The 17951-nt window shown below is 51.0% G+C and carries 14 protein-coding genes, 14 tRNA genes and 4 rRNA genes; 3 read left to right on the plus strand and 29 right to left on the minus strand.

The features are described from left to right. The 7 genes from MKY86_RS27395 to MKY86_RS27425 all read right to left on the minus strand — a co-directional run bounded on the left by MKY86_RS27395 (position 1) and on the right by MKY86_RS27425 (position 6157). Entirely contained in the window at positions 1 to 1983 is a 1983-nt protein-coding gene (locus tag MKY86_RS27395; RefSeq protein WP_076081823.1) for a hypothetical protein, read from the minus strand. Positions 1984 to 2175: 192 nt separating this feature from the next. After that, a complete protein-coding gene (locus MKY86_RS27400) occupies positions 2176 to 2598 on the minus strand; it encodes a phage tail assembly chaperone (RefSeq protein WP_036696211.1) in 423 nt (140 codons plus the stop codon). Positions 2599 to 2780: 182 nt separating this feature from the next. Further along, positions 2781 to 3251, minus strand: coding sequence for a phage tail tube protein (locus MKY86_RS27405; RefSeq protein ID WP_036724540.1), 471 nt, complete (start codon positions 3249 to 3251; stop codon positions 2781 to 2783). 1 nt (position 3252) lies between these two features. Further along, entirely contained in the window at positions 3253 to 4575 is a 1323-nt protein-coding gene (locus tag MKY86_RS27410) for a phage tail sheath family protein (RefSeq protein ID WP_076081825.1), read from the minus strand. Beyond that, positions 4575 to 4781, minus strand: coding sequence for a hypothetical protein (locus tag MKY86_RS27415; RefSeq protein WP_076081826.1), 207 nt, complete (start codon positions 4779 to 4781; stop codon positions 4575 to 4577). The genes MKY86_RS27410 and MKY86_RS27415 overlap by 1 nt, the downstream gene beginning before the upstream one ends. Further along, positions 4778 to 5323: a phage tail terminator family protein gene (locus tag MKY86_RS27420; RefSeq protein ID WP_143803812.1), complete on the minus strand. Its 546-nt coding sequence runs from the start codon at positions 5321 to 5323 to the stop codon at positions 4778 to 4780. The genes MKY86_RS27415 and MKY86_RS27420 overlap by 4 nt, the downstream gene beginning before the upstream one ends. A 345-nt stretch (positions 5324 to 5668) precedes the next feature. Then, complete coding sequence (locus MKY86_RS27425; RefSeq protein WP_076081832.1) at positions 5669 to 6157, minus strand: ArpU family phage packaging/lysis transcriptional regulator; 489 nt, start codon at positions 6155 to 6157, stop codon at positions 5669 to 5671. Between the two features lie 299 nt (positions 6158 to 6456). On the opposite strand from MKY86_RS27425, the gene MKY86_RS27430 reads away from it, so the two are divergent. Then, entirely contained in the window at positions 6457 to 6897 is a 441-nt protein-coding gene (locus MKY86_RS27430) for a helix-turn-helix domain-containing protein (protein WP_076081828.1), read from the plus strand. A 45-nt stretch (positions 6898 to 6942) separates the two neighbouring features. After that, a complete protein-coding gene (locus MKY86_RS27435; RefSeq protein ID WP_036696270.1) occupies positions 6943 to 7356 on the plus strand; it encodes an ImmA/IrrE family metallo-endopeptidase in 414 nt (137 codons plus the stop codon). A gap of 80 nt (positions 7357 to 7436) precedes the next feature. On the opposite strand, the gene MKY86_RS27440 is transcribed toward MKY86_RS27435, so the two are convergent. The 20 genes from MKY86_RS27440 to MKY86_RS27535 all read right to left on the minus strand — a co-directional run bounded on the left by MKY86_RS27440 (position 7437) and on the right by MKY86_RS27535 (position 15385). Next, positions 7437 to 7510: transfer RNA gene (locus MKY86_RS27440), tRNA-Pro, on the minus strand. A gap of 17 nt (positions 7511 to 7527) precedes the next feature. Then, positions 7528 to 7601: transfer RNA gene (locus tag MKY86_RS27445), tRNA-Gly, on the minus strand. A gap of 12 nt (positions 7602 to 7613) precedes the next feature. Then, positions 7614 to 7687: transfer RNA gene (locus tag MKY86_RS27450), tRNA-Pro, on the minus strand. A gap of 135 nt (positions 7688 to 7822) precedes the next feature. Further along, positions 7823 to 7899, minus strand: a tRNA-Arg gene (locus MKY86_RS27455). An 8-nt stretch (positions 7900 to 7907) separates the two neighbouring features. Beyond that, positions 7908 to 7982, minus strand: a tRNA-Gly gene (locus MKY86_RS27460). Positions 7983 to 7989: 7 nt separating this feature from the next. Further along, positions 7990 to 8073: transfer RNA gene (locus tag MKY86_RS27465), tRNA-Leu, on the minus strand. Positions 8074 to 8088: 15 nt separating this feature from the next. After that, a tRNA-Lys gene (locus MKY86_RS27470) sits at positions 8089 to 8161 on the minus strand. Between the two features lie 5 nt (positions 8162 to 8166). Next, positions 8167 to 8240 (minus strand) — tRNA-Gln (locus tag MKY86_RS27475). Between the two features lie 53 nt (positions 8241 to 8293). Continuing rightward, a tRNA-Val gene (locus MKY86_RS27480) sits at positions 8294 to 8369 on the minus strand. A gap of 36 nt (positions 8370 to 8405) precedes the next feature. Continuing rightward, a tRNA-Glu gene (locus MKY86_RS27485) sits at positions 8406 to 8480 on the minus strand. A 12-nt stretch (positions 8481 to 8492) separates the two neighbouring features. Beyond that, positions 8493 to 8568 (minus strand) — tRNA-Thr (locus MKY86_RS27490). Position 8569: 1 nt separating this feature from the next. Beyond that, positions 8570 to 8645 (minus strand) — tRNA-Asn (locus tag MKY86_RS27495). 9 nt (positions 8646 to 8654) lie between these two features. Further along, positions 8655 to 8771, minus strand: a 5S ribosomal RNA gene (gene rrf / locus MKY86_RS27500). Positions 8772 to 8847: 76 nt separating this feature from the next. Next, positions 8848 to 11774, minus strand: a 23S ribosomal RNA gene (locus MKY86_RS27505). Positions 11775 to 11929: 155 nt separating this feature from the next. Continuing rightward, positions 11930 to 12005, minus strand: a tRNA-Ala gene (locus tag MKY86_RS27510). 28 nt (positions 12006 to 12033) lie between these two features. Further along, positions 12034 to 12110, minus strand: a tRNA-Ile gene (locus tag MKY86_RS27515). 47 nt (positions 12111 to 12157) lie between these two features. Beyond that, positions 12158 to 12274 (minus strand): 5S ribosomal RNA (rrf, locus tag MKY86_RS27520). A gap of 124 nt (positions 12275 to 12398) precedes the next feature. After that, positions 12399 to 13959 (minus strand): 16S ribosomal RNA (locus MKY86_RS27525). The 16S, 23S and 5S rRNA genes sit together here with 14 tRNA genes alongside, the layout of an rRNA operon. A gap of 347 nt (positions 13960 to 14306) precedes the next feature. Then, complete coding sequence (locus MKY86_RS27530; RefSeq protein ID WP_036692450.1) at positions 14307 to 14537, minus strand: hypothetical protein; 231 nt, start codon at positions 14535 to 14537, stop codon at positions 14307 to 14309. A 236-nt stretch (positions 14538 to 14773) separates the two neighbouring features. Beyond that, on the minus strand, positions 14774 to 15385 hold the full coding sequence (locus tag MKY86_RS27535; protein WP_036721766.1) for a stage II sporulation protein M: 612 nt from the start codon (positions 15383 to 15385) through the stop codon (positions 14774 to 14776). Positions 15386 to 15518: 133 nt separating this feature from the next. Here MKY86_RS27535 and pdaB point away from each other — a divergent pair, with 133 nt between their 5' ends. Beyond that, a complete protein-coding gene (gene pdaB, locus MKY86_RS27540; RefSeq protein ID WP_036721768.1) occupies positions 15519 to 16322 on the plus strand; it encodes a polysaccharide deacetylase family sporulation protein PdaB in 804 nt (267 codons plus the stop codon). A gap of 21 nt (positions 16323 to 16343) precedes the next feature. Here the strand turns inward: pdaB and MKY86_RS27545 are convergent, their stop codons facing one another. Together MKY86_RS27545 and MKY86_RS27550 are read right to left on the minus strand one after the other, a co-directional pair. Further along, positions 16344 to 17165 carry a PPK2 family polyphosphate kinase gene (locus MKY86_RS27545; RefSeq protein ID WP_036721770.1) on the minus strand — a complete coding sequence of 274 codons (822 nt, stop codon included), beginning with the start codon at positions 17163 to 17165 and terminating at the stop codon, positions 16344 to 16346. Between the two features lie 134 nt (positions 17166 to 17299). Next, entirely contained in the window at positions 17300 to 17890 is a 591-nt protein-coding gene (locus MKY86_RS27550; RefSeq protein ID WP_076081762.1) for a KinB-signaling pathway activation protein, read from the minus strand. Positions 17891 to 17951 lie beyond the last annotated feature (61 nt).

Consider the following 17951-nt stretch of genomic DNA (forward strand, 5'->3'; position numbering starts at 1 on the left):
TTACGTGTACACCCCCTGCGCCGTAGAGACGAACTCCTCTTTCAGCTTTTGCCCAATCTTCGTGATGATGGAGTCAATATCGCCCGAATTATTAATATTCCCTGTTGTTACCTGCACCGTTGGCGTTAGCTCAACAAAATTCTGAATCGACTGAATCTCCGCCAGCTCCCGCAGCATATCCAGATCATCACTGGAGATATCGACCTTGTCTCTGATTTTGCCTACCTCGCCTACCTTGTTGACGTTGTTCAGGCTGCCAGTTTGATTGGCAAAAGCGTTAGTGGACCCTCCCGGAATATTCTTAAGAGACTTAGGGTTAGTTAACTCCTTGGCTTTATCCGCCATTTGTTGTCCCTTATCCATGAAATTGTTCATGGCATTCTTTCCTATTTCATTCCCCTTGCCATATGCCGCTTTTGTATCCTTATAATCTGTTAGCTTGGATATTTCCAAAACTACCTTGTCTGCTGGTTTATATGCTTCAAGGCCTTGACGATATTTCCCAATAATATCACTGGCACCATGAGGGGTCTCCGGTTCCTCTACATCTAGTTTGACCTTACTGATCCCTAATGTGTCGAAGAATGGAATGTTGCTCAGCATATCAACCAGTGAGTTGAACTTGTCGAGCACCCACTGAATAGCCTTAGCCATTACCTTCATGAATCCTCCGGCGAATCCTTCTGCGCCTACAGCAATACTATACATAACATCCAGCGCACCAGCGGCAAGACCATAAAAGAATCCCTGTACTTTATTGACAGCTGAATTAAATATATAAACTAACACATCGCCAGCCAAAGTGAAAAAATTCTGGATACCAATGGCTATATTCTGCACAACTGCAGCCAGGTAGTAGAACGATCCCACAATAAATCCAATCACCTCGCCCGCCGAGACGCCAAGATGCTGCAGAATCATCAATAAGACTGCTATCACCGCAATGACGATTAAGATTGGCCAGTTAGCAGCCAGCCAGGCTGCAGCGAGCATATAGACCTGAACAATCATAGCTGCCAGGAAAACAATCGCTATCGCCTCAAGAATAGGCTTGATGAAAGACCAGTTATCCTGAACCACTTGAGCCAGCCATAACAATCCATTAACCACCATTGAGATCACATTCGCTATGACAAGAAACCCGTTAGCCATCGCATCAATCAGCGGTGCAAGCTGTCCTGAAGTTAACGCGTTGTTAATCATATCCATTACCGGCCGCAGAGCGCCCATTGCCTTAGCACCAATCTGTCCGAGCGCATTGTCAATATTCTCGTTCATCACGTTCCATTTCTCAATATCCCCCGGCTGTGCTGCTTCCTTCACGGCCTTCTCCCCGAACGACTTAATCGTGTTAAAAGGCGTTACCACATCAGCCGTTTTGAGGAATTTCATGATCTTGGAATCGCCGCCCGGTGCAGGCGGGACTGGTGGAGGTGGAGGTGGCGGCAACGGCGGCGGTACCGGGTCCTTCTTCAAGTTGATTTTCGGTTTCGGAAGAACCTCAGGTTTCACCACTGGCGGTTTAACATCCTCTTTTTTCACCTCAGGTTTCTTCTCTTCCTCTTCCTTTTTTTCTTTTTCCTTGAGGCCCTCCCACCACTTCACCTCTTTGGGCTCGGGCTTTTTTTTCTCAGGCTCCTCTACAGCAGGCGCGGCGGTAAGCATCCTGACCCCCAACTGCTGGGATTGCGCAGCCCTTTGGCTTTGCTGCATCACCACTGTTCTGGACACATCCACTTTGACAGGCAGCCGTTTGAAGCCTTCCAGCAGCGTGTCATTAATCTGTTGCAAGGATTGAATGATCCGATCCTCTGAACGGATGATTTGTTCACTGGAACGTTTCACCGCCGCCTGAAAACCTTTTACCGACCGGTTAACCATGTCGAGATTATTATTCATCCGCAGGCTTTGTTTGTGGACGGCTTTCCAGATCGTAACCGACCTGCGCGAGATAATGACTGCTTTGGAGCTATCGATTTCCATTCATTCACCCCCTTCATCTCCTCTTCCCCTTGCTCCGTGCACGCTCCCGCTTCTCCTTGTCCACGCGTACGGAGATCATGGCATAGATCGCCGCGCGTTCGCGGACGGAGAGCTTCATCAGCTCATGCGGGAGAATATGCAGCTCATGGAGGGCGTAATAGGCCAGATTGGCCTCACCATCGCCCTCGTTGATTAGTTTTTTACGTCATCCACCAGCTCGTTCATATCTGTGGCGAAGCCGTTCAGGGCCTGTACCCGCTCCCCAAGCGCAGCGAATTCTCCGGGCAGCAGCATTTTGCGCAGCAGCGATTCGGCGCCCATCACCCCGTAGGAACGCTGAAGCTCGGTATTTTTCAGATCCGGATGCACAATGCTTGCCGTCATGAGCTTCGCCATATATTCGTTGGGGTCAATATCCGTAGTGTAGGTGCCGTTCTTTCCCTTGACCTTGCGGGTGGCTGCCTTACGGCATTCCTGGTTCTCTTCCTCATTCATACTGCGCAGCTTCCAGACCGCAGGGTTACCTTCCTTGTCCTTGAACCGCAGCGAGACCGCGAATTCCTCCGTTGTATCACAAGCCGCATTTTGCGCAAAAAACAAACTTAATTCACTCATGTTGTGTTGTTCCTCCCGGATTCTTATTGTGTTAGAGCAGCGGAGAGGCCCGCCGCACAGCAGCTATGGCTTCATTGACCATCCAGATACTTTGCGGGGACCTCAAAACTTGTTCAATCATTAATCAGTTACTAACTACGCCCGGCCCTCCCCGGCTCTGGTCAAAAAGGCCCGGTTAGACTCTATTGGCCGGCATTAGCCGGAGCCGCGAAGGGCTGCACCAATTCCACATCCTCGAAGGTAAAAGCAACCTCTTCCTCCAGCGCATCGGACTCCGTATCCAGCGAAGCCATAATGACACTGTCCAGGTTGACATCCTTCAGCATGATGCGCTGGGCGCCCACGGTTGAGGACGGATCTTCATTGGTCACGATAATACTGAAGTATTGGTCAATCCCGGTCTTCATGTACTCCAGCATCATCTGGCGGAAACGGCTCGTCATATAGAAAATCGTCATCGTACCGCTGCCCGACCAGCCGGTCGCCTTATGCTGCACCCCGCGGCGTCCAAGCGTCTTCACTTCCGCCTTCTGCTTCTCAACAGTGGCTTCCAGGGTTTTGACATAGAACATCTCTTCCGTCTGTCCGTTAATCGTGGCATACGCCCGGCCTTCCTGGCCGGACAGCGTATCGCTGGCTCTCAAGAATGTCATCTTAGACCACCTTCACTTTCATATATACTTTTTCTACGGAATCTACCGGCTTCACTGCTACCTCCAGCACTACGCTGTCACTGTCCGCTCCAGGAGTCACTACAATGTCGCTCTGCGCATTGAAGTTCTCAATCGCCCCGAGGTTCTGCAGATCATTCATGTAAGTGACGCACTGCGACCAGAACAATGCCCGTCCATCCTCATTATTCGGCAATTTACCAATGAAGTAGCTCTCAAAAATCCGCTTCAAATCTCCAGCGATCCCATCCAGCACGCGCAGCACGCGGTTCTTGGAGAAGGCCTTGCCTTTGTCTGTGGAGAAGGAGGTGAACGTGTTAATGTCCTGCTCCACTACTGCCCGGCCTCCGCTATAGGTGAACAGCAACTCTCCGTCTGTGAGCGCTTCTACAGTCTCGGAATGGCTGAAACGCACATCCGCATCTACAGCATCGTCATAGGCCTGATAAGTCAGAGATTCGTTCACAGCAGCAGCGGCAGTTGCCCCCGCAACCCAAGCCACGGCATGAGCTTTATCCACTACCGTTCCATCACTCAAAATGACGCCGTTCGCCACACTGATGATGCCTTCATGGTCAGCCGTAGCGTAATCGGACAAGACCGCCTGCACCTTCTTGCCTTCTGTATTACGCAGACGCTTCACATAGGCGCTATACAGCGACTTCAGCGTGTTATCCTGCGATACCAGACCTACCGTCTGGAAATCCTGAACCTCCAGCGCAGACAAGAACGCACTATGCTCCGCATTCGTGACCGTTCCATTCGCACCGCCCGAGAGCGGCAACCCGGCTGTCACCGTCAGCGCACCGGATTCACTAGGCTTAAATTCTACATAAGCATTCGCAGCCAGGCTGGAAGCAGCACTTACCGTCTGCTTGTCCACCTCGGCACCCTCAAGCAGCGTCCGGACATCGAACTGAGTAGTGTCATCGATATTTTTCTCGATTACTACCTTAAGCGCATTCCCGCGTTCCCCGCCATACAGCGCAGTCGCCTGAACTCCGTTATTGGTCACAGCAGCCTTCACACCCTGATTCAGACGGTATAGCAGCAGTGTGCCTGCCCGCTTCAGCACCTCTCTCACCGGCAACAGCTCTGCAGCCGTCAGATCGTAGCCCAGCTTGTGCTGGAAATCATCCTGAGCCGTAAGCTTCAGAATGACGCCCGCAGGCCCCCAAGGCAGTGCAAGCGCCAAAGCAGCCGTACCGCGTTCCCCCATTTTACCTGCCACAATGCCGTTCGAGGCCACATTTACGTATACCCCCGGACGCACCTTGTTTTGTGTTGTCCATGTTCCTCCAGCCATTAGATAACCTCCTTATTTAAATAAAGCTCCATTAAGTGCTTAGCCTCTTCCAAGGTGTAGCTCCCGTCCTCTTGCAGAACTACCTCCAGTACATCCTTTTCCCGCGGTGTAAACAGAGCGGACTTCCTGATCTGCTTTTTCCCAAAAACATCCGATCCCTGGCTGCCGCGTTCCCGCTCACTTACCTTCATTTCCTTAGAACTCATTTCAGCCGCGCCCCTTCTGTGAAGTGTCCCATCAGCTCTGCCTCTTCCTCCGGCTGCTTCTGCTTCTGGAGATAGAGCATATAGTCCACGGTGAACAGCGCTCCCCGTTCCTCTGCTCCGGCCACCCAGGACTGGCGCACCACCCGATAAGCGGGATTCACACTTTCTCTTGCGTCCAGCGCCTCACAGAGCCCGTCAGCTATAGCCTCTGCATCCAGCAGACTGCCTTGCTCATAGCGGATACCGAAGCGGTAGACCGCCATGTATCTTCCTTCGCGCTGCCTGTCGTAGGTTGCCGAGAGCAGCTCCAGCCTGAAGTAGGCTGACTGCGGCTTATCCCCTTCCACATAGACAGGAATATCCGGGAAAAACTGCCCCAGCGCAGCAGTGATATTCCCTCGTAGATGTTGTACCGTCATGACTTCATTCCTCTCATGATTAGATGTGGTAATCCCTCCTGCCTTTCTTGAAGTCACCTGCGGATTCGATTCAGGAAGAATAGGACCCGTCTTGTATCCGGCAATGACCGAAGGAGCTTTCACCGCGCTTGTCTGCCGGCCTGTCTTAGGCTTCGATGAGGTGGAGCATTCATGCTCCTGCGGTGTCCTTCTGCTTCATTTGCCATGTTATAATCATAGACCCCCTGAGACCTTGCGCAGGCGCTTTTACAGAGGAGTTAACGATAACTTCCGGTGGAAAAAGGGATGGTTCACGGCGGTCCCCGCTCTTAGCCCGCCTCTCCTGCACGTCCTGCTTCAATGGAAGGGTTCAATATACGGCGAGACCGCCAGAACATATAAGCTCATGCAAAAAGACCGTATCACCCCGGCGGGCAATACGGCCATCTCAATTACATATGGAGTCTGCATTTTGTGTCCAAAGCATTTCTACCCCTTCGGCAGGTTCCCTCCAGCCGGGGTCTTCGTGAGCGCAGCCAGAGACAGCAGCTGCAGATCGGCGAGCGCCAGCGCCATCTTATAGAACGCCTTCGATCTTATTTTCACATAAGTATCCTTGCTCACCGGGGGATCGAACACATGATTATAGATAGTGTAATCGTAGCTCTCCTCCCTGCGCATGTATCTCTCCCTCACCAGTTGCTGTTCCCTCTGGGTAAGCCGCTCTACAACCGAATCGATCACAGCACAGTATGCCCGTCTTGCAGCAGGCACATCTACATTATGCGTGGCAATTACTGCTGTCTGATCGGTAATGGTATTAGTAGTGCCATGGAACCGTTCCGTATAGGAGTACGTAATCCCGGCCTCTTTAGCCTCAAACGTTACAGATTTGAAAATCCGGTACTTCTCCAGCATATTCTCTATAGTGACCTGAGTCCGGCGGCGGTCAAGCTCGGGCAGCGAAGATAGAATCATCATTTTATACCACTCCTTAGATGTTTTATAGATGTATCAACTTTGTTGCGGACCTTTCCGGTCAAATGTGTTAAAATTCTACTTGTTCGTATAGTGTTCGCCTTTTTTCATAATATACCACTTATCTACCAATTCAGTAAAACCTCATTTTCGCCCGTTTTGCAGCACAAACAAGCTAAATGCATGTCCATTCTTACCTTTTGGCAATAATGGACTCTTTATTGTTTACCTATTGGCATAAATAGCTTATAGTAAGTACAACAGCTTTTTAGGTGATTAGGGATAAGGAGTGGTTATCGATGGCAGAGGAATTCGGATACTATCTGAGACAGCTTCGGGAAGGAAAGGGATTGACCATTAATCAGCTGGCAGCGCTTGCCGGTATCAGTGGAGCCCAAATCTCACGAATCGAGAATGGATTACGGGGTGTCCCCAAGCCGGCTACCCTGCGTAAGATTGCTGAAGCGACCGATGTGTCGTACGAGGAGCTGATGGGCCATGCCGGTTATTTAACCGAGACTGAGAGCAGTACAGAGGGCACTGTGCCTGCCTGGGCCACCAGCAAGGATAAGCGGGACTTCCGCCAAATGCTGGAGGATGATGGTGAGCTGATGTTTGACGGTATTCCCCTGAACAAGGAGGATAAGCAGCGGATCAAGGACGTATTAACCGGCCTGTTCTGGGAGGCGAAGCAGATGAACAAGCGGACCAAGCCCAAGCACGATCCAGGCAAGGAGTAAGTACCAGGCAATCCAACTACTATTAACATGCTGCGGGTGAAGAATATGGATGAACTAATCAAGCGTTTGGTCAAAAAATACAATACCAGCAGCCCCTTCGAGCTGGCTGAAGCACTGGGGATTCACATCCGGTTCATGCATCTGGGTGACGGCACCAAGGGCCTCTACTATCGGAAGTTAAGAAGAAGGTTCATCGTCATTCACAACCAGCTGCCGCTGGAGTGGCAACGATTCGTATGCGCCCATGAACTCGCACATGACCGTCTGCACAAAGGGGTCAACCGTTTTTTTCTGGAGGAGAATTCCTATTTCTCGCCAGGCAAGCTGGAGCGGCAGGCTAACCTGTTCGCGGTTAAGCTGCTATCGGTCGGCACTGCCATTGAGCAGGATGAGTCCCTACAGAGCTATTATGCAAGGATTGGCATCCCGGCTGAGGTTGTCTTTTTTTTAGACGATTAAAGGAACATACGTTCCTTTAATGACGCAACAAAAAACTCTTACCGCAGTAAGAGTTCATTGGCCAGCCATAAGCTGTTCGATCGGGATGACACGATTTGAACATGCGACCCCCTGGTCCCAAACCAGGTGCTCTACCAAGCTGAGCTACATCCCGAAACTATGAAATTATTATGGAGCGGGTGATGGGAATCGAACCCACGCTATCAGCTTGGAAGGCTGAAGTTCTACCATTGAACTACACCCGCAAAGGTGAAATATCGGGATGACACGATTTGAACATGCGACCCCCTGGTCCCAAACCAGGTGCTCTACCAAGCTGAGCTACATCCCGTTAATGAAGTAATAATGGCGCGCCCTGAGAGATACGGATGCTGCGCATCCGATTGCGAAGTTGTGCTATCGAAGCCTATGCTCCAACGAACTCGTTCGAATCTAGAGGACACTTTGAATATTCAAGAAGTAATAATGGCGCGCCCTGAGAGATTCGAACTCCCGACCTTTTGATTCGTAGTCAAACGCTCTATCCAGCTGAGCTAAGGGCGCAAAAAATTTGGAGCGGACGACGGGAATCGAACCCGCGACCCTCGCCTTGGCAAGGCGATGCTCTACCGCTGAGCCACGTCCGCAAATAAGTGGTGCGCGTGAAGGGACTTGAACCCCCACGTCTTACGACGCCAGATCCTAAGTCTGGTGCGTCTGCCATTCCGCCACACGCGCATGAATCAATAAAAGTGAGCCATGAAGGACTCGAACCTTCGACACCCTGATTAAAAGTCAGGTGCTCTACCAACTGAGCTAATGGCTCATATTTGGCAGGGGATATAGGATTCGAACCTATGATGACGGAGTCAGAGTCCGTTGCCTTACCACTTGGCGAATCCCCTACAATAGATACCTATATAATGCCCACAATCTCCCTCAAATATCAAGAACATTATGGTGGAGGCTGAGGGGTTCGAACCCCCGACCCTCTGCTTGTAAGGCAGATGCTCTCCCAGCTGAGCTAAGCCTCCATATGTATGGTGACTAATAAGGGTACTAGTTAAAAATGGTGACCCGTATGGGATTCGAACCCATGTTACCTCCGTGAAAGGGAGGTGTCTTAACCCCTTGACCAACGGGCCTTAAAAAATTTGTGGAGCTCTCAACCGGATTCGAACCGGTGACCTCTTCCTTACCATGGAAGCACTCTACCTGCTGAGCTATGAGAGCATGGCTCCCCGAACAGGACTCGAACCTGTGACAACTCGATTAACAGTCGAGTGCTCTACCAACTGAGCTATCAGGGAATATTGTCCGCTTGGCAACGTCCTACTCTCCCAGGACCCTTCGGTCCAAGTACCATCGGCGCTGGAGGGCTTAACGGTCGTGTTCGGGATGGGTACGTGTGGAACCCCTCCGCTATCGCCACCAAACGGGCATTTACAGCGTAAATGCTTCAGGAATTGATTCCTGAAAACTGAATCCGAAACGAATCTGCGAATTAGAAATTTGGATAAGCCCTCGACCGATTAGTATTGGTCAGCTCCATGCATTGCTGCACTTCCACCTCCAACCTATCTACCTCGTCGTCTTCAAGGGGTCTTACATGTTGGGAAATCTCATCTTGAGGGGGGCTTCACGCTTAGATGCTTTCAGCGCTTATCCCGTCCGTACGTAGCTACTCAGCCATGCTCCTGGCGGAACAACTGATGCACCAGCGGTACGTCCATCCCGGTCCTCTCGTACTAAGGACAGCTCCTCTCAAATTTCCTGCGCCCACGACAGATAGGGACCGAACTGTCTCACGACGTTCTGAACCCAGCTCGCGTACCGCTTTAATGGGCGAACAGCCCAACCCTTGGGACCTACTTCAGCCCCAGGATGCGATGAGCCGACATCGAGGTGCCAAACCTCCCCGTCGATGTGGACTCTTGGGGGAGATAAGCCTGTTATCCCCAGGGTAGCTTTTATCCGTTGAGCGATGGCCCTTCCATGCGGTACCACCGGATCACTAAGTCCGACTTTCGTCCCTGCTCGACTTGTAGGTCTCGCAGTCAAGCTCCCTTATGCCTTTGCACTCTGCGAATGATTTCCAACCATTCTGAGGGAACCTTTGAACGCCTCCGTTACTCTTTAGGAGGCGACCGCCCCAGTCAAACTGCCCGCCTGACACGGTCCCCGTACCCGCTAAGGGCACTAGGTTAGAACCTAGATACGATCAGGGTGGTATCCCAACGGCGCCTCCGCAGAAGCTTGCGCTCCTGCCTCCACGGCTCCCACCTATCCTGTACAGATCGTACCCAAATTCAATATCAAGCTGCAGTAAAGCTCCATGGGGTCTTTCCGTCTTGTCGCGGGTAACCTGCATCTTCACAGGTATTAAAATTTCACCGGATCTCTCGTTGAGACAGCGCCCAAGTCGTTACGCCATTCGTGCGGGTCAGAATTTACCTGACAAGGAATTTCGCTACCTTAGGACCGTTATAGTTACGGCCGCCGTTTACTGGGGCTTCGGTTCACAGCTTCGGATTGCTCCTAACCGCTCCCCTTAACCTTCCAGCACCGGGCAGGCGTCAGCCCGTATACTTCGCCTTACGGCTTCGCACAGACCTGTGTTTTTGCTAAACAGTCGCTTGGGCCTTTTCACTGCGGCCCCCTCGGGCTATTCACCCTACCGAGGCACCCCTTCTCCCGAAGTTACGGGGTCATTTTGCCGAGTTCCTTAACGAGAGTTCTTCCGCGCGCCTTAGAATTCTCTTCTCGCCTACCTGTGTCGGTTTGCGGTACGGGCACCTTCTCCTGGCTAGAGGCTTTTCTTGGCAGTCTGAGATCATGACCTTCGCTACTATAATTTTCGCTCCCCATCACAGCCCAGCCTTAACGATGTGCGGATTTGCCTACACACCAGCCTCACTGCTTAGACGGACATCCATCAGTCCGCGTCACTACCCTCCTGCGTCACCCCATCGCTCATAGCGGATTACGGTGGTACAGTAATTTCAAACTGTTGTCCTTCGACTACGCCTGTCGGCCTCGCCTTAGGTCCCGACTTACCCTGAGCGGACGAGCCTTCCTCAGGAAACCTTGGGCTTTCGGCGGATCAGATTCTCACTGATCTTTTCGTTACTCATACCGGCATTCTCACTTGTATGCTGTCCAGCGCTCCTTACGGTACACCTTCAACCTACATACAACGCTCCCCTACCCCAGATGCAAAGCATCTAGCCATAGCTTCGGTGGTGTGTTTAGCCCCGTTACATTTTCGGCGCAGAGTCACTCGACCAGTGAGCTATTACGCACTCTTTCAATGGTGGCTGCTTCTAAGCCAACATCCTGGTTGTCTGTGCAACTCCACATCCTTTCCCACTTAACACACACTTGGGGACCTTAGCTGATGGTCTGGGCTGTTTCCCTTTTGACAATGGATCTTAGCACTCACTGTCTGACTCCCGGCAAGAAGTAAATGGCATTCGGAGTTTGACTGAGCTTGGTAACCCTTGCGGGCCCCGCACCCAATCAGTGCTCTACCTCCACCACTCCATTCACCGAGGCTAGCCCTAAAGCTATTTCGGGGAGAACCAGCTATCTCCGAGTTCGATTGGAATTTCTCCGCTACCCCCACCTCATCCCCGCATTTTTCAACATGCGTGGGTTCGGGCCTCCAGTGCGTGTTACCGCACCTTCACCCTGGACAGGGGTAGATCACACGGTTTCGGGTCTACGTCCACATACTTAGTCGCCCTATTCAGACTCGCTTTCGCTGCGGCTCCGGCTTCTCACCTTAACCTTGCATGTTAAACGTAACTCGCCGGTTCATTCTACAAAAGGCACGCCATCACCCATAAAGAGGGCTCTGACTTTTTGTAAGCACACGGTTTCAGGTTCTATTTCACTCCCCTTCCGGGGTGCTTTTCACCTTTCCCTCACGGTACTGTTTCACTATCGGTCGCCAGGTAGTATTTAGCCTTAGCAGATGGTCCTGCTGGATTCATACGGGGTTTCACGTGCCCCGCACTACTCGGGATCCGTCTCGGAGAGAACACAGTTTAGGCTACAGGGCTTTTACCTCTATCGCGGGCCTTTCCAGACCTCTTCACCTACCATATTCCTTTGTAACTCCATGTGAGACGTCCCACAACCCCAAGAGGCAAGCCCCTTGGTTTAGGCTGTTCCGCGTTCGCTCGCCGCTACTGACGGAATCACTATTGTTTTCTCTTCCTCAGGGTACTTAGATGTTTCAGTTCCCCTGGTCTGCCTCTGCGTATCCTATGTATTCAGATACGAGTAACTGCGAATTACCACAGCTGGGTTTCCCCATTCGGACACCCCCGGATCAAAGCTTGCTTACAGCTCCCCGAGGCAGTTTCGTTGTTCGCCACGTCCTTCGTCGGCTCCTGGCGCCTAGGCATCCTCCGTGTGCTCTTAGTAGCTTAACCAATGCGTTTTCCGTTAGGAAAATCGCTTAGCATCGCCATTAATTCAAAACTTGTTTACACAAGTTCAGCTTAAAGGAATGTTCTAAAACGCAAATTCGTTTCGGTATCCAGTTTTCAAGGATCAAGTTGTTGCATATACTGTTGTAAAGAATAATTGGTGGAGCCAAGCGGGATCGAACCGCTGACCTCCTGCTTGCAAGGCAGGCGCTCTCCCAGCTGAGCTATGGCCCCAAAGTAAGTATTCAATTGAAGTGTTATATGGTGGGCCTTGGTGGACTCGAACCACCGACCTCACCCTTATCAGAGGTGCGCTCTAACCAACTGAGCTAAAAGCCCATATAACAAAACTTACAGTAGTGAAGCAATCAATGAATTGATTGTTCGCTTGGCGGCGTCCTACTCTCCCAGGACCCTTCGGTCCAAGTACCATCGGCGCTGGAGGGCTTAACGGTCGTGTTCGGGATGGGTACGTGTGGAACCCCTCCGCTATCGCCACCAAACGCATACGAAAGAGACTTGCTCTTTCAAAACTGAACACGAGTGAGTGTCCGAACCCAAGGGTTCTATTGTGGAAGCAAAGCTTCCGATTTGAATGTCTTCATTGCAGAAGACGATTCTCCATAGAAAGGAGGTGATCCAGCCGCACCTTCCGATACGGCTACCTTGTTACGACTTCACCCCAATCATCTACCCCACCTTCGGCGGCTGGCTCCCTTGCGGGTTACCCCACCGACTTCGGGTGTTGTAAACTCTCGTGGTGTGACGGGCGGTGTGTACAAGACCCGGGAACGTATTCACCGCGGCATGCTGATCCGCGATTACTAGCAATTCCGACTTCATGCAGGCGAGTTGCAGCCTGCAATCCGAACTGAGACCGGCTTTGCTGGGATTGGCTCCACCTCGCGGCTTCGCTTCCCGTTGTACCGGCCATTGTAGTACGTGTGTAGCCCAGGTCATAAGGGGCATGATGATTTGACGTCATCCCCACCTTCCTCCGGTTTGTCACCGGCAGTCACTCTAGAGTGCCCAGCTCAACCTGCTGGCAACTAAAGTCAAGGGTTGCGCTCGTTGCGGGACTTAACCCAACATCTCACGACACGAGCTGACGACAACCATGCACCACCTGTCTCAACTTTCCCCGAAGGGCACCTGATGCATCTCTGCTTCGTTAGTTGGATGTCAAGACCTGGTAAGGTTCTTCGCGTTGCTTCGAATTAAACCACATACTCCACTGCTTGTGCGGGTCCCCGTCAATTCCTTTGAGTTTCAGTCTTGCGACCGTACTCCCCAGGCGGAGTGCTTACTGTGTTAACTTCGGCACCAAGGGTATCGAAACCCCTAACACCTAGCACTCATCGTTTACGGCGTGGACTACCAGGGTATCTAATCCTGTTTGCTCCCCACGCTTTCGCGCCTCAGCGTCAGTTACAGCCCAGAAAGTCGCCTTCGCCACTGGTGTTCCTCCACATATCTACGCATTTCACCGCTACACGTGGAATTCCACTTTCCTCTTCTGTACTCAAGTCACCCAGTTTCCAGTGCGACCTCAGGTTGAGCCCAAGGTTTAAACACCAGACTTAAATAACCGCCTGCGCGCGCTTTACGCCCAATAATTCCGGACAACGCTTGCCCCCTACGTATTACCGCGGCTGCTGGCACGTAGTTAGCCGGGGCTTTCTTCTCAGGTACCGTCACTCCGGCAGCAGTTACTCTACCGGACGTTCTTCCCTGGCAACAGAGCTTTACGATCCGAAAACCTTCATCACTCACGCGGCATTGCTCCGTCAGGCTTGCGCCCATTGCGGAAGATTCCCTACTGCTGCCTCCCGTAGGAGTCTGGGCCGTGTCTCAGTCCCAGTGTGGCCGTTCACCCTCTCAGGTCGGCTACGCATCGTCGCCTTGGTGGGCCGTTACCCCACCAACTAGCTAATGCGCCGCAGGCCCATCCCCAAGCAGCAGATTTCTCCGCCTTTCATTCTCTCCTCAGGAGAAAAAAGAAATTATCCGGTATTAGCTACCGTTTCCGGTAGTTATCCCAGGCTTGAGGGCAGGTTGCCTACGTGTTACTCACCCGTCCGCCGCTAAGTTTGAAAGGAAGCAAGCTTCCTTTCAAACTCCGCTCGACTTGCATGTATTAGGCATGCCGCCAGCGTTCGTCCTGAGCCAGGATCAAACTCTCCAAATTGGTATTTAGAAAGAGCGATTGCTCATTTTGAAACATCTGACGAGAATTTACATTCTCATTTTTGGATCTCACCGAAGTGATTTCCCACTCACTCGTTGTTCAGTTTTCAAAGATCAATGTCTCATTTTAGCTCTTCACCGCATCTCAGCGGCGACCTTCATAATATATCATAGTGTTTCGTTGTTTGGCAAGCTTTTTTTTGAAAAAGTTATTTTTCATTATTTCTTGCCTGCGTCTTCTCTTTAAACATTCAAAAGGAGCGCGAGATATAATGTATCATGTCGGCTCCCTTTTCGTCAAGCTATTCCATTCATTTTATTTATTCCGGTTATCAGCCCGCTCCAATACTAGTGCTTGAACTGAGAAGAACGTCCACCCCACGCATACTTAGACAGCTCTTTCTGTGGAGCAAATCGTGCATACATACGGAAAACTGTTTTATATCGATTGGCAATCGCATGCCTAATGTTCTGATCTAAACGCTGGTCACTCATATCCAGCAGCATCTCATCCAGCTCTTTACGCAAAACATAGTCCAGCTCCTTGCATTCCTTCTCATTGAATAACATCCCTAACATATGCTTGGCCTCCTTCATGAAATTCCTAGTTATCCAAAATCATCAAACGCCATTTCATCTCAATCAAAAAGCCATTTGATGTGGGAAGCTCTATTGAAGTGCTTACACTAAATTAACCGGAGTATTGAACCTATAACCAATATCATAAGAAAATTCCATTTTAGGACTCCCTATATTCAACCTGGCAGGAGATCCAAATGTTCCGGCTTTACTGTTATGCACAATTCCCCAGAATTTTATGATAAAAGCCAAAATGTAATTGTGCTCTCGATGATTGCTGCAACAAATAACAAAATCACAATCCAGACTGAAGCGGTGAAGGTCTGCCGCATAAAGGCCTGCCAATTCATTGCCCCTTCCCCGCTCCGCTTCATCGCTCCAAAGAGTGCAGAGAGCACCTTACTGCCGAACTTCAGCCCAAAGGCGCAGGCAATGATGATGGCCGGAATCTCAATGATGCCATGCGGCAGCAGTCCTTTTACAATCAGCGTGAACAGATCCTGTCCCTGTATCGCGGACAAATGAATCAGATAGCCGATAACCGCACCGTTGATGAGCAGGAAGAATGCCGGCAAGAGGCCGAATAAGGCGCCCAGATAAATGATGACTACGCTTTTGATACTATTGTTCAGAAAAATGAATACAAAAAAGCTCCACTGCGGATTGGACGACTCTCTAAGGTTCCCGCTAATCTTACTGATCCCCTTCAATTGCTCATTCAGCAGCTGCTGAAGACTACCTGTGCCGAGCCAGCCCAAGATTCCCCCGGCTATGAACAGGATTGTGGCCATTAGGAGTGCGGTGCGAATTGTCCTTAGATCCTTGATAAATGTATTAAAAGATAACATGCGTACCTCCTGATTTGGATTCTGCCGAATTGCATTTCGTATGGATTGATTCATATCTGAGGTCATAAGCGCCCTGTACGAGCATACATTTAGAACAAACAAGCATTTCGCATGGGAGAGGAGCGCTGACATTATGAATTCTTTTTATGTATTTAGCGGCAAAAAGATCAAACGGTTCCTGTACATTTTTGCTGCTGCGCTTCTTACCGCCGGCGTTGTCTATGTGGAGAGGGGCAATATCACCGTATTCTCTGAAGCTGCCCCTTCTGCCATTTACAGTGTGCCGACGGAAAAGAAGCTGATCGCCTTGACCTTCGATATCAGCTGGGGAGAGAAACGGCCTGAGCCGATTCTGAAGGTGCTGGAAGACAAGAAGGTGGATAAAGCGACATTCTTCCTATCCTCACCTTGGAGCAAAACCCATCCTGAAATCGTAACAAGCATCAAAGACGCCGGGTTCGAGATTGGCAGCCACGGTCACAAGCATGTGAACTACAGTACGCTAAGCAATGATGAAATCCGCACGCAGATCAGTACTGCCCATACAGTATTGACGGAGCTAACCGGTTCTCAGCCCAACCTGATCAGAATGCCTAACGGTGATTTTGACAAAAGAGTCCTGCAGGTGGCCACCGATCTCGGCTATAAAGTCATTCAATGGGACACGGACTCACTGGACTGGAAGAACATCGGTGTGGATAACATCGTTAACCGTGTAACGAGCAAAGCCCATCCCGGGGATATTGTGCTGCTGCATGCCAGCGACTCCTGTAAACAAACGCATGAAGCCTTGCCTCAGATTATTGATAAGCTCCGCAGCCAGGGGTATGAGTTCGTAACCGTCTCTGAGCTAATCAGCCAAAGCAGTGCAAACGGTAAGGAAGTCCGCGATTCCGCCTTGCTGAATAATGGCCTGGAAGACGCTGCAGGAATGTAACTCCCTTACCTGTGTATGGCATCAGTGACGCGGTGAGATCAGCTGAGAGATATCAGGCGTCGGTGTATTCAGCTTCGGGTAACTCAGGTCAAGCCCCTCCAGCGTTTTGACCACAATCTTCAGCGCCAGATAATTGCGGTACCAGCGGTGATTCGCCGGAATCCAGTACCATGGAGCCTTATCTATACTGCTCTCCTGGAAAACATCCTCATACGCCTTTTGATAATCGTCCCAGTATTCGCGTTCCTGCAGATCACTGGCATCGAATTTCCAGTGCTTCGCCGGATCTTCAAGCCGCTCCTTAATCTTCTCCAGCTGCTTCTCCTTGGAGATATGCAGAAAGAGCTTAATGACTGTCGTTCCCTCTTCCGCCAGCATCTCCTCGAACTGGCGGATGTAGCGGAACCGCCGCTTGGCATCCTCCTTGCTAAGACTGCCATGCACGCGGGGCACCAGCACATCCTCATAATGCGAACGGTTGAATGCGGCAATATAGCCTTTGGGCGGGGTCTTCATATGAACTCTCCACAGGAAATCGTGTGCTTCTTCCTCCAGTGAAGGCTTCTTGAAGCTGGTGACGATGAACCCCTGCGGATTGATGCCGGAGAAGATGTGTTTGACGGTTCCGTCCTTACCGCTTGAATCCATTCCTTGCAGGATCACTAGCAGCGAATGCTTTTTCTGTGCAAAAAGGATATCCTGCAGCTTGACCAGCCGTTCCTTCAGCTTCTCCATTTTGGCTTCGGCTTCTTCTTTGGATTTGAAGTCTCCCCGTTCATCAGGATCGAGGTCCTTCAGGCGTGTTTCACTGGTGTCTTTTATCATATAGCGCTTGATGTTCATATATTCCCTCCTCCACTCTGTTCTTTAAGATTAACCTCTTCATCTTCATTCTAACCGCTCCCCACAGGCAATGCCAAAACCCCGCCTCCCTGGTTGTATACAGAGGGGCGGGGTTTGGGTCATGATTGCTATGGTCAGATTGTGGCCGGCTTCAGTACACGGTGCAGCATCAGAATCTGGAAGGCATTACAGGCGATAAGCGGTACAAGAATAAAGATTGTGGCGCTGTCCACGCCGATCCGCAGCACACCGATAATCTCCACTATAGTGATGGCTGTCATGAAAAAAAAGGTCGGGACCCAGGCTGACGCGTTCGTGCTGCGCATTTTGAGCCAAGATACAATAAGTGCAGTGAACAGAATAGCCACGCCTAGCGTCAAATCCGTCCGGGCGCTCTGGTCTCCGCTGACAAAGGTGCGCAGGAACATCAGCTCAAACAGCGCCAGCACGGCCAGCACCAGCTGTATGTAACGCCACGCCTTGCGCGGGAACACCCCGATGCCCGTATAGTTTAGGATCAGATATGCAAAAAATCCGAGCTGGGCGTATACGCTTACAAGCACTCCGTAGCCCAAAAGAATCAGGGAGTACAGGAGAAGATCGGCAGTGCCTTTAAATTGTATACCGCCATTCCCTATCTGCAGAGCAAGTCCGGCAATGACAGCCCCGCCTGCACCGATCAAAAGCGTGGTCCAGAACAAATAAAACCATTTTCTCAAGCTCAGCGCTTCCACCTCCCCGTGTCAGATTTATTTTACCAAGGTTACCGTCAAAAAACCATTCCGC

The organism is Paenibacillus sp. FSL R7-0333, from assembly GCF_038000365.1.
Lineage (GTDB): Bacteria > Bacillota > Bacilli > Paenibacillales > Paenibacillaceae > Paenibacillus_AQ > Paenibacillus_AQ silagei.